Raw genomic sequence first — 13,432 nt, forward strand, 5'->3', positions numbered from 1 at the left:
AAAAAATTGGCGCTGTCTTATCTTACATTTCATTAGCAATGAACTTGCCATTTTCATACAACGATTTATATATTATTTTACCATTCTGAATTTTCCAAGTAAACAAGACTACCCTATATTTTTCTAATAAAAAAGGTTGCCACATGGCAACCTCCTCTTCTTATATTACATAAATTCAGCAACAAGTTCATCAAACATTTTCTGATCCATATTTAAATCAGCTTGCACTAAAGGCTTCTCACTATAACCTTTTACAAGTTCTTGGTATGAAGGTTGTGCTGTATTTTGATATATTAAACCTGTTACCAATCCATTATTTTCCATTAACGTTTGCATAGCCATCATGCGATTAGACGGATCGTATCCCTCTACTGTACTTAGTTTTGTTAAATTCTCTTTAAACCAATCGTAAGTATTTACTTTATTGTAAGTAACACATGGGCTGAATACGTTAATTAATGAAAATCCTTTATGGTTAATACCAGCTTCAATGATTTGTGTTAATTCTTTTAAATCACTTGAAAAGCTTTGCGCCACAAATGTCGCACCAGCTGTTAAAGCCATTTCCATAACATTTAGTGATGGCTCAATTGAACCTTGTGGTGTGCTCTTCGTTTTAAATCCAGCTTCACTACGTGGTGAAGTTTGCCCTTTTGTTAATCCGTAAATTTGGTTATCCATTACGATGTACGTAATGTCGATGTTACGGCGAATAGAATGGATTGTATGACCCATACCAATCGCAAATCCATCACCATCGCCACCTGATGCGATAACTGTTAAATCACGATTTGCCATTTTTACACCTTGTGCAATTGGAAGGGCACGACCATGAATACTATGCACACCGTATGAATTAATATAACCTGAAATACGACCTGAACAGCCGATACCAGAAATAACAGCAAGTTCATCTGGATTTAAGCCAACGTTAGCTGCCGCACGTTGAATTGCAGCTTGCACCGAGAAGTCTCCGCAACCTGGGCACCAGTTTGGTTTTACACTGTTACGAAAGTCCTTAAATGTTGCCATTTAATACAACCCCTTTTTTGCATTCGTTGTAAATCTCTTTCGGCAAGAATGGGTTCCCGTCATATTTTAAAAGACTAGAAATTTTCTCACCGTTACCAAGATTCATTTTCATAATGTTAGCAAGCTGACCTGTTGCATTGTTTTCTACTACTACAACACGCTTCGCATTTTTCACAAGTGGATCGATTTCAGCTGTTGGGAACGGGTGAATTAAACGCACATGAGCATGGTTTACTTTCATACCCTCTTGTTCTAAACGCTCCATTGCTTCTTCAATTGCACCACGAGTTGAGTTAAATCCAACAAGCAATACGTCTGCTTCTTCATGCTTAACATTTTTATAGACAGGGGTATTAAACTTCAAGTTCTCCATTTTACGGAAACGTTTGTCCATTTGATCTTTACGGTTTATTGCTGATTCAGATGGTTTACCAGTTTCATCATGTTCTACACCTGTAACATGGTGAACACCATTTTTCATACCAGGTAAAACACGTGGTGAAACGCCATCTTCTGTTACTTCATAACGCTTGAAGTATGCTTTATTTTCACGTTCTGGTAATTCCGCTTCTAAATCAAGCTTACCGCGACGAATTTCCACTTTATCTAACGTAAGCGGTTCTACCGTTTGTTTTCCTAAAGAAAGTTGTAAATCTGTTAAGAAAATAACAGGTACTTGATATTCTTCAGCTAGGTTAAATGCTTCTACAATATCATAGAAAGCTTCTTCAACTGTACTTGGCGCCATTACGATTTTTGGAATCTCACCGTGCGTACCGTAAATCATCGCCATTAAATCCGACTGCTCTTGTTTCGTTGGTAATCCTGTACTTGGACCACCACGTTGTGTATCAACAATTACTAATGGTGTCTCTGTAATACCCGCTAAACCAATCGCTTCCATCATTAAAGATAGACCTGGACCAGCAGATGCAGTTAATGTACGAACACCAGCATAGTTTGCACCGATTGCCATTGTACAAGCTGCGATTTCATCCTCAGTTTGGATTACGGTCCCGCCAACTTTTGGCAATTTTTTAATTAAGTATTCCATAATTTCAGATGCAGGTGTAATTGGATATGCAGACATAAAGCGAGCACCACCAGCTACCGCACCAAATGCGATTGCATCGTTTCCAATCATAAACATGCGTTTCTTACCATCAGCTTTTTCAAGCTGCATCATGTTTACTTTCTCACCTAGCAATTCTTTCATATATTGAGAGCCACGTTTAATTGCGTCCATATTCTTTTGAACGACTTGCTCTCCTTTACGACCAAAGATCTCTTCAACAACATCTAAATAAGCTGTTTCATCTAATCCTAATACCGCACTTGATGCCCCAACAGCAACCATGTTTTTCATTAATGATGTGCCTAATTCTGAAGCAATATCTGTAAACGGTATCACATATAGATTTACATCTGTATTATCAGGTATTGTTGGATTAAATTTCGCATCCGCAACTACAATTCCACCTGGACGTAGTTCGTGGAAGTTAAAATCAATAGTTTCTTGATCAAAAGCAATTAAAATATCTAAATCATCTGAGATCGCACGTACTTCTGTTGTACTTACGCGAATTTTATTATTTGTATGGCCGCCTTTAATACGTGATGAGAAGTGGCGGTAACCGTATAGGTAGTATCCTAATCGGTTTAATGCAATACAGAAGATCTCTCCTGTACTTTCAATTCCTTCACCTTGTTGGCCTCCAACTTTCCATGAAAGTTGACTAATCATCTCCTACACCCCTTTTGGCTGCATTCATTGTAGTGTATTTTTTTACAGTAATAGTTTAGCATTTTTTATACAAATAAACTACAACGGACGCAAATTATGCCTCTTCTGATTTCCCTGAATCTTTAGTATAAAGCTATTTTGTTTTTCATTCTAGTATTAGGTCTTAAAAAAAGCAATAATATCAAATGAATTAATTCTAATTTTTCTGGATTTTTAAAACAAAAATCTTAAAAACTTATACGTTCAACAAAGTTATCATATAAAAATCGCTCTACAGTAGATGCAGCATAGTGTTTACAAAGCTCATTCATGACATTTTCATACTCTCCATACGCTGATACATTTACAACCGTTTCTACTATCCCATCAAAATCGGAACCAAATCCTATATTGTTCTCTCCGCCTAATGAACAAATATATTCAATATGTCTTACTATATCTGCTATATTCGCTTGTTTTTCACTTGTTAGAAACTGTGGTACGAAAGTGACACCAATTATACTATTTTGCTTTATAAGAGCTTTAAGTTGTTCATCGTTTAAATTACGTGGGTGTTGACAAAGTTTCATGCAATTTGAGTGGGAAGCAATCGGATTTGTTGCAACTTCTATCACATCCCAAAAGCTTCTCTCATTCAGATGAGACACATCAGTCCATACATGCAACGTATTAAGTTCTTGTACAACATGATTACCAAAAGTCGTTAAACCCGCCTCACGTGTCTCTAGCGCACCATCAGCTAATAAATTGGCATAATTCCATGTTAATCCAAAAGAACGTACTCCTAGGCGATAAAACAACCGTAATTTCATTACGTCTTTCCCAATTGCTTCGCATCCTTCTAGTGTTAATATCGCTCCAACCTCGTCCTGTTTTAACATGTTAATATCATCTTTTGTTTGAATTAACTTCATACCCGGTAGTGACAAAATTTCATTGTAAAAAATATCTACCATTTGTAATGCCGCTTCAAACCGTTTTTCATACGCTACCGTTTCTGGAACATATATAGCAAAACATTGTATACTTCCTTTTCTTCTCTTTAACTGTTCAAACGTAATATGTAATTGCGAATCGTTTTTAAAATCCCTTTTCCCCTGTGCACTCCATAACTGAAAGAGTACATCACAATGAGCATCAAAAATTTTCATTTCCATTCCTCCATTATAAAAACAACCTGTTTGCATACTGCAAACAGGTTGTTTAAACTTAACGAGGTTCTACAATTAATTTTATTGCTGTACGCTCTTCCCCATCAATCATAATATCTGTGAACGCTGGGATACAAATCAGGTCCAAACCACTAGGCGCTACAAATCCTCTTGCAATTGCTACTGCCTTTACCGCTTGGTTCAATGCACCTGCACCAATAGCTTGAATTTCTGCTGTTCCGCGTTCGCGAATAACACCTGCAAGTGCACCAGCTACAGAATTAGGGACCGACGTTGCTTTAACTTTTAATATTTCCATTCCGCGTTTCCTCCTCGTTTCTATAAAAAGTATTAGCAATTATTTCACTTTAACTTATATTCACGAGGAATGACACGTATTCCTGCTAAATTTCTGTAATTTTTCTAAAAAATTAAAAAATAATAACTTTTCTAATTTTTACCTTAAAATTACTCAAAAAATGGTTGATCATCATTAATTAAGATACGCTGAATTTTCTTAGCTTTTCCTGTATTAGGGTCCACATCAATTAGCACTGCACTTAATTGTGTTCTACCATTTGTCACTTCAAATCGTACTGGTAAGTTTGTTAAAAACTTCTTCAATACAGCTTCTCGATCCATACCTAAAATTCCATCGTATGGTCCTGTCATACCAACATCTGTGATATATGCCGTTCCACTTGGTAAAATACGATTATCCGCTGTCGGAACATGCGTATGTGTACCTACTACCGCTGTAGCACGACCATCTACATACCAACCTAACGCTTGTTTTTCACTTGTAGTTTCCGCGTGGAAATCAACAAAGATAATATTCGTACGTTTTTTTGCAATGTTAATTAATTCATCCACTTTACGGAATGGACAATCGATTGGAGGAAGGAATGTGCGTCCTTGTAAGTTAATAACTGCAACTTCTGTTCCATTACAATTTACAAAGATAAGCCCTTTTCCTGGAGTTCCTTCTGGGAAGTTAGCTGGTCTTGCAAGATATTTTGCATCATCAATAAATTCAAATACTTCACGGTTATCCCAAGCATGGTTTCCAAGTGTAACTGCTTGTGCTCCGCATTCTAAAAAGTTTCGATATATTTTTTCTGTGATTCCACGTCCACCTGCTGCATTTTCTCCATTAATAATGGTTACTGTAGGTGTATATTTTTTCTTTAATGCCGGTACGTATTGTTGAATCATACCTCTACCAGGAGATCCTACTACATCCCCAACAAATAATATTCTCATATGTCTTACCCTTCCTATGTACTACATTTTTTATTACTATAGATTCAAGTGATTTCCTTACAATATGTGTATTATAAGTTTGTTTCACTTGTATGCTAATTTCCTTTATTTTAACCAATTCCAACACAAAAAAATAAAGTGGTGTTTCACCACTTTATTTTGCGTATTCCACTGCACGTGTTTCACGAATAACAGTTACTTTAATATGTCCTGGATAATCCAGTTCATTTTCAATACGTTTTCGAATATCACGAGCTAAACGATGAGCTTCTAAATCATCAATTGTATCTGGTTTTACCAGAATACGAACTTCTCGTCCTGCTTGAATTGCGAATGATTTTTCTACGCCTTCATAAGACTCTGAAATCTCTTCTAACTTTTCAAGACGACGAATATAGTTCTCAAGTGTTTCACTACGCGCTCCAGGTCTTGCAGCTGATAATGCATCTGCTGCTGCAACTAAAACTGCAATGATAGAAGTTGGTTCTGTGTCCCCATGGTGAGATGCAATACTGTTTATAACTACAGGATGCTCTTTATATTTCGTTGCGAGTTCAACACCAATTTCAACGTGGCTACCTTCTACTTCATGGTCAATCGCTTTACCGATATCATGTAATAGACCCGCACGTCTTGCTAGTTTTTCATCCTCACCAAGCTCTGCTGCCATAAGTCCAGTTAAATATGCAACTTCCATAGAGTGTTTTAAGACGTTCTGCCCGTAACTTGTACGGTATTTCAAACGACCTAAAATCTTAATTAAATCTGGATGTAATCCGTGAACACCCACTTCAAACGTTGTTTGCTCTCCGACTTCGCGAATATACTCGTCCACTTCACGTCTTGATTTTTCGACCATCTCTTCAATACGCGCTGGGTGAATACGTCCGTCCTGTACTAGTTTATCAAGAGCGATACGAGCTGTTTCACGACGAATTGGGTCAAATCCAGAAAGGATAACCGCTTCTGGTGTATCATCGATAATTAGGTCAATACCTGTTAACGTTTCTAACGTACGAATATTTCGACCTTCACGTCCGATAATACGTCCCTTCATTTCGTCGTTTGGAAGATTTACAACCGAAACGGTTGTTTCAGCAACATGATCAGCTGCACATCTCTGCATTGCAAGAGATAAAATCTCTTTTGCTTTCTTATCCGCTTCTTCTTTCGCACGAACTTCACTTTCTTTTACCATTACGGCAATTTCATGAGAAACTTCACTTTCTACTTTACCAAGAATAATTGCTTTCGCTTGTTCGCGTGTCAGATTGGAAATGCGCTCTAATTCTGTTTGTTGCTTTTGAACTAACTCTCCCACTTTGCTTTCCAACTCTTCAATCTGTTGTTGTCTCGCTACAAGAGAATCCTCTTTCTTTTCTAACTGTTGCTCACGTTTATCGAGCGTTTCGTCTTTACGATCAAGGTTCTCTTCTTTTTGCATTAAACGATTTTCTTGTTTTTGTAATTCGCTTCTACGGTCACGAATTTCTAATTCAGCTTCTGTACGAAGTGTATGAATTTCATCCTTTGCTTCTAAAAGCGCTTCTTTCTTAAGTGCTTCAGCCTCACGATTCGCTTCGTCTAGAATACGTTTCGCTTCATTAGCTGCACCATTAATCTTCGCTTCAGCAATAGACTTTCGAACAAAAAAGCCAACAACTGCACCGACTGTTGCAAGCAAAATGGAGATGAGTATCCAAACTGTACTACTCATGATTTCACCTCCCCTTGCTATGAATGAAAAAAGACTGTCGGCATGTACATTGAATACCAACATACAGCAAAGACCGTCGTCCCACTTTTTTAAGGGACTTTCTTCATTTCACAATTAAAATGTCATATTATTATTTCGGCAAGATTTAAGTCTTACTCCGAATATTACTTCTCTTCTTGAGAAGAGTGTTTCGTATATAAGAAAAAATATACATTCTCATTGTATCTATCGCAATTTTCATTGTCAAGCGTTGTCTACTTTTACTTTCTTTACCTTCAGCCCTAATTCATATATGAATTTAAAAAGCAGAGAGCATATTATCCTGGAAAACCTTAGTAAATTCCAGTTTATGCATACAAAACATGCATATATCCCTCTTTATACATAGCCTTTTAGGCTGATTAAATATTTTATCTACAACGATATACAACGCTTTCATAATAATTAAAAATAAAAGACACGGTTCCGTGTCTTTTATTTTTAATCTTGAAGATTTGAATCTTCCGTGTCTTCCACACCAGAGTCTTCACCAATTCCGTGATGGTCACGAACAAAGAAGGCAATTTCCTCTCTTAAATCTGTATTCTCTTTTAGGAACTGCTTAGAATTTTCACGACCTTGCCCTAAACGCTCTTCATTATAAGAGTACCAAGCACCACTCTTTTGAACGATATCAAGTTCAGAAGCCATATCTAAGATTTCACCTTCTCTTGAAATACCTTCTCCGTACATAATATCAACTTCAGCAACACGGAATGGTGGTGCTACTTTATTTTTAACTACTTTTACTTTTGTTTTATTACCAACGATGTCGTTACCTTGCTTTAATTGCTCAGCACGACGCACTTCAAGACGAACAGTTGAATAGAATTTCAACGCACGACCACCTGGAGTTGTTTCTGGGTTCCCGAACATAACCCCAACTTTTTCACGAATTTGGTTAATAAAGATTGCGATTGTTTTTGATTTATTAATTGCACCTGACAGCTTACGAAGTGCTTGAGACATTAAACGAGCTTGTAAACCTACGTGTGAGTCACCCATGTCTCCTTCGATCTCAGCTTTCGGTACAAGAGCTGCTACAGAGTCAATTACGATAATATCAACCGCGCCACTTCGTACAAGTGCTTCTGCGATTTCTAAACCTTGCTCCCCTGTATCAGGTTGTGATAATAGTAATTCATCTATGTTAACACCTAATTTTTGTGCATATACAGGATCCATCGCATGCTCCGCATCAATGAATGCTGCTTGTCCACCTTGACGTTGTACTTCAGCGATTGCGTGTAATGAAACTGTTGTTTTACCTGAACTTTCTGGTCCATAAATTTCGATAATACGGCCACGTGGGTATCCGCCTACCCCTAGTGCCACATCAAGTGCTAAAGAACCACTTGAAATTGTAGAAACTCTACGCTCCGCTTGTTCTCCTAATTTCATAATTGAACCTTTACCGAATTGCTTCTCTATTTGTTTTAACGCCATATCTAACGCTGCTTGACGATCACTCATTCAAAATTCCTCCTTAACTGAATTGCTAATCTTATTATACCTATTTTCAATTCAATTTGCCAACAAAAATCGAACATTTATTCGATTTTTTTATTTTCCATTAAATAAAACTGCATTTAACCATTAAAAAAGCTAGAAGAGACTCATATCTCTTCTAGCTTTTTATACAAATGATAAAATCCATACTTCACCGAGCGTTCCCTAATTTGTTGACGACTTCCGCTTAAATGAAGAGGAAAGACTACAGTTGGTTCATCTTTAATCGCCAGTCCAACGAATACTGTTCCCGGCTCTTTATGTTCTGAAGCATCTGGTCCTGCTACCCCAGTGAAACTAATTCCGATATCCGCTTTTAATAAGCCCTTAACATTTTCAGCAAGATAACGAGCACATTCTTTACTAACTGCACCGTCAGTAGACAAAACTCCCTCAGGTACATGCAAAACATGTTGCTTCACATCATTATGATAACAAATGACACCGCCTTTAAATACAGAAGACACACCAGCGCTTTCTGTTACTTGATTGCCGAAGAGACCACCGGTTAAACTTTCTGCACATGCTAAAGTTAATTCTTTTTTCTTCAATAACTCTATCGCCTTATCGTGCAGAAACTCTTGATTATACCCGTAGAAAAATTCTCCTACTCTTTCTAAAATCAAATCTTCCATATGCTGAATGAGTTTCGTCGCTTCATCAGCATTTTGATGTTTGGCAGTTAAACGTAGTGTCACTTCTCCATCATTCGCAAGGGGAGCGATTGTCGGATTCGTTTGTCCATCAATTAAATCTTGAACTTTCACTTCTAATTGAGATTCCCCAATCCCGAAGAAGCGAAGCACACGAGAATAAATGTTTTCTCCTGTTGTAAAGTTACGTAAAAAAGGCTCTACATAACTTATATACATCGGCTTCATCTCTTTCGGTGGTCCTGGTAATAAAATATAAACTTTCCCGTTCTTATTTAACCCCATACCAGGTGCCATGCCGTGATCATTCGCAAATACTGTTGCTCCATTCAAAACGAGCGCCTGCTTTTTATTATTCTCTGTGAACTCGCGACCTGTACGCTTAAAGTAATCGCTTATCGATGCTAATGCCTTTTCATCATACACAAGCTCTTCACCCAAACAAGAAGATATCGTTTCTTTCGTCAAATCATCTTTTGTCGGGCCTAATCCACCTGTGAAAATAAGCATGTCAGCACGTTCTTCCGCAACTTCAATCGCCTGCTGTAATCGCTTGTTATTATCTCCAACTACAGTATGGTAGTACACATTAATTCCAATTGAAGCTAACTTTTCAGATAAAAACTGGGCATTTGTATTTGCAATTTGTCCAAGTAATAATTCAGTTCCAACCGCAATAATTTCAGCATTCATCCCAATTCCCCCATAAACTTCTATTTTGAGTTTACAAAAGCAGCTCTATTTTTCCAGAAATAATCCCATCCTGAAATAACAGTAAAGAATAATGCAATCCATATAAAGATATCAGCAACTGGGATATGGATTAAATTTAAAGGTACATCGTGTAATAAATAAGCTGCAATTGCAATAATCTGTGTCCACGTCTTAATTTTCCCTAACTGATTTGCTGCCACTACTTCTCCTGTTCCAGCAAGTACAAGGCGTAAACCTGTTACTGCAAACTCACGGCTTATAATTACAATAACGATCCAAGCAGGTACGTATTGCATCTCAACTAACGTGATAAGTGCTGCTGAAACAAGTAATTTATCAGCTAACGGGTCAAGAAACTTCCCTAAATTTGTTACAAGATTATACTTTCTTGCGTAATATCCATCAATCCAATCTGTAGCCGAAGCAACAATAAAAATAAGTGCCCCAACTAAATGTTGAATTGGTAAATCAACATCACCAATTGTGTATGAGCCCCAATCAAATGGCGCTAACATAATTACCATAAAAATTGGAATTAAGAAGATTCTAGATATTGTAATTTTATTTGGTAAATTCACAGCTATTCCTCCATCATATCAAAAACATTTGTTCATTGAAAAAAGTCATCGAAGCGATGACTGTTATTGTGCAGGTTGCTCTATCCCTTGGTTTTTTATCACCAATCTTTGGTGAAGTTCTTTTTCTGGATCCAATGGATAAGCGACCACTTGGCCATTCAGTTTAACTTCAACATTCGTTGCATTTCCAATATTAAGTCGCACTTCTTTTACTGTTGATACATTATGTTTTTCTACTTGGCCCTCTTGTACTGTAGTGTTTAGAATTTCGTTCCCCGCATCATCTTTAACATCTACATAACTCGCACCTTTACCCGATATTTCCAGTTCTAATGTTTTATTGTTATGAATTTCCAAAGTAGATACTTTACCAGTTGTTCCAACTACTCTTACTTCTTGTTGTCCAGTTGGTTGTGCGGGTTGTTCTTCTTTCTTTGGCTCTTCTTTCTTTGGTTCCTCTTTTTTCGGCTCTTCCGCTTTCACTTCTTCTTTCTTCGTATCTAACGGAGAGTTTTCCGCTTTTTTAACTTCAATTTTCTCACTTTGAGCATTCGGAACTTTCTCATCACCTTTTCCAGTTAACGCTTGGAAAACAAACCAAATTACCACTCCAAATGCGATTACTAACAACGCAACTAAAATTTTTGGCATATGATCTGCAATTGGCCATGATGAAGATTTTTGCATTGTTTCTTGTGTTTTTTGTCCTGTTGATACTTGTGGAACGTCGCGTTTTTCAGATTGTGGTATCGTACTCTGATATTCTACAAGCAGTTCCTCTCCATTTAAGCCAACCGCATCTGCGTATTGTTTAATGAATGCACGCGCATAAAAAGCTCCTGGCAATACATCATAATTGCCTTCCTCAATCGCTACTAAATGACGTTTTTGAATTTTTGTAACCTCATGCAGCTGATCAATAGACAAGCCTTTCGTTCCTCTTGCTTCTTTCAGCTTTTGTCCTAATTCTGTCACTACTAACACCTCAATATTTCTTTAAAAGTCAAACATAGAGAAATTATTTTGCGTACCTTGCTCAATTTCATCTACTAAATTATATTGAATTTCTTCATCATAATCGTTACGCAACTCGATAATATAATCAAAATCATCCAATGTGTATTCTGATTGACTCACAAATACGTCAGGATGTTCCACAACTTTCGTTGCAGGTAATCTCATAATTTCACGAACAAGCTGCCAATGCCTTTCGTTAGCACGCTTTGTTGACACGATTCCATCTAAGATGAAAATATTGTCGTCGCTATACTCATCCTCAATCAATTGACTACGAACAGTTTGCTTAATAAGAGTAGATGATACAAATAACCATCTTTTATTTGCACAAACACTTGCGGCAACAATGGATTCTGTTTTTCCGACACGAGGCATTCCTCGTATCCCGATTAGTTTATGACCTTCTTTTTTCATTATTTCAGCCATAAAGTCTACAAGCAACCCTAATTCATCACGTACAAATCGAAATGTCTTCTTATCATCTGCATCTCGTTGTATGTACCTACCATGTCTAACCGCTAGCTTATCTCTTAGCTTTGGCGGACGATATTTCGTTACCGTTATGTTATCCATCGTATTTAAAATTGATTCAAGTCTAGAGATTTGCTCTTGATTATCACACATAAGGAGTAATCCACGTCGTGCATTATCTACACCATTAATTGTGACAATATTAATGCCGAGCATACCGATTAACGAAGAAACGTCACCAAGCAAGCCAGGTCGGTTTTTATGTATTTCATATTCAAAATACCATTCAATCATCCAAGATCACTCCCCTTGCTTACTTTACACCTACGTACTATATTATATGATTTCACCTTAATAGGGAAGCTAAATGTATAATCTAACCCGCGTTATTATTATACAAAAAAAATAGAGAGGAGAATCTCCTCTCTATTTTTTACTTATGTTGTACAAACTTCACCATTAAGTTTGCGATTGTATGTTGCTCTTGTTCATCAGCAACTTTCCAAAGCTCAGACAATAATTTCTCTTGATCGTTGCGCGCTTCTACTTCATTTGCTAAATAATCACCAACACGAAATGCCATATCTGATACAGCACTACCATCAAGACCTTTTCCTGATGCTTGCTCTAAACGTTCTCCTAAAAAGCTCTTCCATTGATCAAAATTATCTAAAACTGACATGTTTAAGCACCTCACTACTTAGTAATAGAATCATGCTTAATTTGTACAGTTTTTTATTTTTTATGTAAGAATTTTTTATGTAAGAATTTTTTAGCAATGCCAACCGCCATTCACTCCGATAATTTGTCCAGTTATGTAAGATGCACCTGGTGATACGAGGAATGACACTGTTTTCGCTACTTCTTCTGGTAGTCCCAACCTGCCTAACGGAATCTCTTCAGCAATTTCATTCTTATCCTCTTCTGAAAATACATGTAACATTTCCGTTTCAATCGCACCTGGCGCCACCGCATTCACTCTTACTCCACTTAATGAAACTTCTTTCGCTAAAGCTTTCACATATGAATTTTGCGCACCTTTTACCATCGAGTAAAGTACTTCACATGACGCGCCAATTTGGCCCCATATAGACGAAACAAGTACAATATTGCCACTTCTCCGCTGAATCATAGATGGCAATGCCATTGATAATAATTTATAGATACTCTTCACTTGAAGTTCTACCATAAAATTCAATTCGTCGTTCGTTACATCTGTTACGAGTCCAAATATACTCTTCCCAGCTGCATATACGATAACATCAAGAGGATGTTCAATTTGTTCCCACAATCGCTCCGCTCCATCAGCAGAAGCTAAATTCGCTTGAACGGGAATCACTTCACCGCATTCTTTCTGCAACTCATTCACTTTCTCTTCCCCGTTATTATAATGAACATATACTGTATATCCATCTTGAATTAATTGTTTTGAAATAGCAGAGCCAATCCCTCCGCTCCCTCCAGTTACTAATGCATACTTTTTCATAAATTCCCTCTCTTATCTCTACAAACTCATTTTCATACAACTAAATAATACCCTCATC

The 13,432-nt window shown here is 37.2% G+C and carries 13 protein-coding genes; all 13 read right to left on the reverse strand.

Annotated elements, in window-relative coordinates; genetic code table 11:
- Nucleotides 1-165: 165 nt before the first annotated feature.
- The gene (locus FS742_RS19240; protein ID WP_144614465.1) at nucleotides 166-1,032 is read right to left on the reverse strand and encodes a 2-oxoacid:ferredoxin oxidoreductase subunit beta; all 867 of its coding nucleotides are present in this window, start codon (nucleotides 1,030-1,032) and stop codon (nucleotides 166-168) included.
- Complete coding sequence (locus tag FS742_RS19245) at nucleotides 1,019-2,776, reverse strand: 2-oxoacid:acceptor oxidoreductase subunit alpha (protein ID WP_000625413.1); 1,758 nt, start codon at nucleotides 2,774-2,776, stop codon at nucleotides 1,019-1,021. Before FS742_RS19245 ends, FS742_RS19240 begins: the two co-directional genes overlap by 14 nt.
- Nucleotides 2,777-3,003: 227 nt before the next feature.
- Nucleotides 3,004-3,927, reverse strand: coding sequence for a dipeptidase (locus FS742_RS19250; RefSeq protein ID WP_144614467.1), 924 nt, complete (start codon nucleotides 3,925-3,927; stop codon nucleotides 3,004-3,006).
- Nucleotides 3,928-3,985: 58 nt separating this feature from the next.
- Entirely contained in the window at nucleotides 3,986-4,246 is a 261-nt protein-coding gene (spoVS, locus tag FS742_RS19255; protein ID WP_000404341.1) for a stage V sporulation protein SpoVS, read from the reverse strand.
- Nucleotides 4,247-4,395: 149 nt separating this feature from the next.
- Nucleotides 4,396-5,190 (reverse strand): TIGR00282 family metallophosphoesterase, encoded by a 795-nt coding sequence (locus FS742_RS19260; RefSeq protein WP_144614469.1) that lies wholly within the window; start codon nucleotides 5,188-5,190, stop codon nucleotides 4,396-4,398.
- Between the two features lie 154 nt (nucleotides 5,191-5,344).
- A complete protein-coding gene (gene rny, locus FS742_RS19265; protein WP_000099774.1) occupies nucleotides 5,345-6,907 on the reverse strand; it encodes a ribonuclease Y in 1,563 nt (520 codons plus the stop codon).
- Between the two features lie 480 nt (nucleotides 6,908-7,387).
- The gene (gene recA / locus FS742_RS19270; RefSeq protein WP_063260397.1) at nucleotides 7,388-8,419 is read right to left on the reverse strand and encodes a recombinase RecA; all 1,032 of its coding nucleotides are present in this window, start codon (nucleotides 8,417-8,419) and stop codon (nucleotides 7,388-7,390) included.
- Nucleotides 8,420-8,562: 143 nt separating this feature from the next.
- Entirely contained in the window at nucleotides 8,563-9,801 is a 1,239-nt protein-coding gene (cinA, locus tag FS742_RS19275; protein ID WP_144614471.1) for a competence/damage-inducible protein CinA, read from the reverse strand.
- Between the two features lie 20 nt (nucleotides 9,802-9,821).
- Nucleotides 9,822-10,400 carry a CDP-diacylglycerol--glycerol-3-phosphate 3-phosphatidyltransferase gene (gene pgsA / locus FS742_RS19280; protein WP_073516063.1) on the reverse strand — a complete coding sequence of 193 codons (579 nt, stop codon included), beginning with the start codon at nucleotides 10,398-10,400 and terminating at the stop codon, nucleotides 9,822-9,824.
- A 63-nt stretch (nucleotides 10,401-10,463) separates the two neighbouring features.
- Nucleotides 10,464-11,375 carry a helix-turn-helix domain-containing protein gene (locus tag FS742_RS19285; RefSeq protein ID WP_144614473.1) on the reverse strand — a complete coding sequence of 304 codons (912 nt, stop codon included), beginning with the start codon at nucleotides 11,373-11,375 and terminating at the stop codon, nucleotides 10,464-10,466.
- A 21-nt stretch (nucleotides 11,376-11,396) separates the two neighbouring features.
- Entirely contained in the window at nucleotides 11,397-12,182 is a 786-nt protein-coding gene (locus tag FS742_RS19290) for a DUF3388 domain-containing protein (RefSeq protein WP_000574107.1), read from the reverse strand.
- Nucleotides 12,183-12,321: 139 nt separating this feature from the next.
- Complete coding sequence (locus FS742_RS19295) at nucleotides 12,322-12,570, reverse strand: DUF3243 domain-containing protein (RefSeq protein ID WP_144614475.1); 249 nt, start codon at nucleotides 12,568-12,570, stop codon at nucleotides 12,322-12,324.
- 90 nt (nucleotides 12,571-12,660) lie between these two features.
- Nucleotides 12,661-13,374: an elongation factor P 5-aminopentanone reductase gene (gene ymfI, locus FS742_RS19300; protein ID WP_144614477.1), complete on the reverse strand. Its 714-nt coding sequence runs from the start codon at nucleotides 13,372-13,374 to the stop codon at nucleotides 12,661-12,663.
- Between the last annotated feature and the right edge of the window lie 58 nt (nucleotides 13,375-13,432).

This window comes from Bacillus cereus (assembly GCF_007678085.1).
Taxonomy (GTDB): domain Bacteria; phylum Bacillota; class Bacilli; order Bacillales; family Bacillaceae_G; genus Bacillus_A; species Bacillus_A cereus_BE.

What these genes read in the sequence shown, in the direction of transcription:
- FS742_RS19240 (WP_144614465.1), bottom strand. Translation starts at nt 1,032, where the DNA reads ATGGCAACATTTAAGGACTTTCGTAACAGTGTAAAACCAAACTGGTGC.
- FS742_RS19245 (WP_000625413.1), bottom strand. Translation starts at nt 2,776, where the DNA reads ATGATTAGTCAACTTTCATGGAAAGTTGGAGGCCAACAAGGTGAAGGA.
- FS742_RS19250 (WP_144614467.1), bottom strand. Translation starts at nt 3,927, where the DNA reads ATGAAAATTTTTGATGCTCATTGTGATGTACTCTTTCAGTTATGGAGT.
- spoVS (WP_000404341.1), bottom strand. Translation starts at nt 4,246, where the DNA reads ATGGAAATATTAAAAGTTAAAGCAACGTCGGTCCCTAATTCTGTAGCT.
- FS742_RS19260 (WP_144614469.1), bottom strand. Translation starts at nt 5,190, where the DNA reads ATGAGAATATTATTTGTTGGGGATGTAGTAGGATCTCCTGGTAGAGGT.
- rny (WP_000099774.1), bottom strand. Translation starts at nt 6,907, where the DNA reads ATGAGTAGTACAGTTTGGATACTCATCTCCATTTTGCTTGCAACAGTC.
- recA (WP_063260397.1), bottom strand. Translation starts at nt 8,419, where the DNA reads ATGAGTGATCGTCAAGCAGCGTTAGATATGGCGTTAAAACAAATAGAG.
- cinA (WP_144614471.1), bottom strand. Translation starts at nt 9,801, where the DNA reads ATGAATGCTGAAATTATTGCGGTTGGAACTGAATTATTACTTGGACAA.
- FS742_RS19290 (WP_000574107.1), bottom strand. Translation starts at nt 12,182, where the DNA reads ATGATTGAATGGTATTTTGAATATGAAATACATAAAAACCGACCTGGC.
- FS742_RS19295 (WP_144614475.1), bottom strand. Translation starts at nt 12,570, where the DNA reads ATGTCAGTTTTAGATAATTTTGATCAATGGAAGAGCTTTTTAGGAGAA.
- ymfI (WP_144614477.1), bottom strand. Translation starts at nt 13,374, where the DNA reads ATGAAAAAGTATGCATTAGTAACTGGAGGGAGCGGAGGGATTGGCTCT.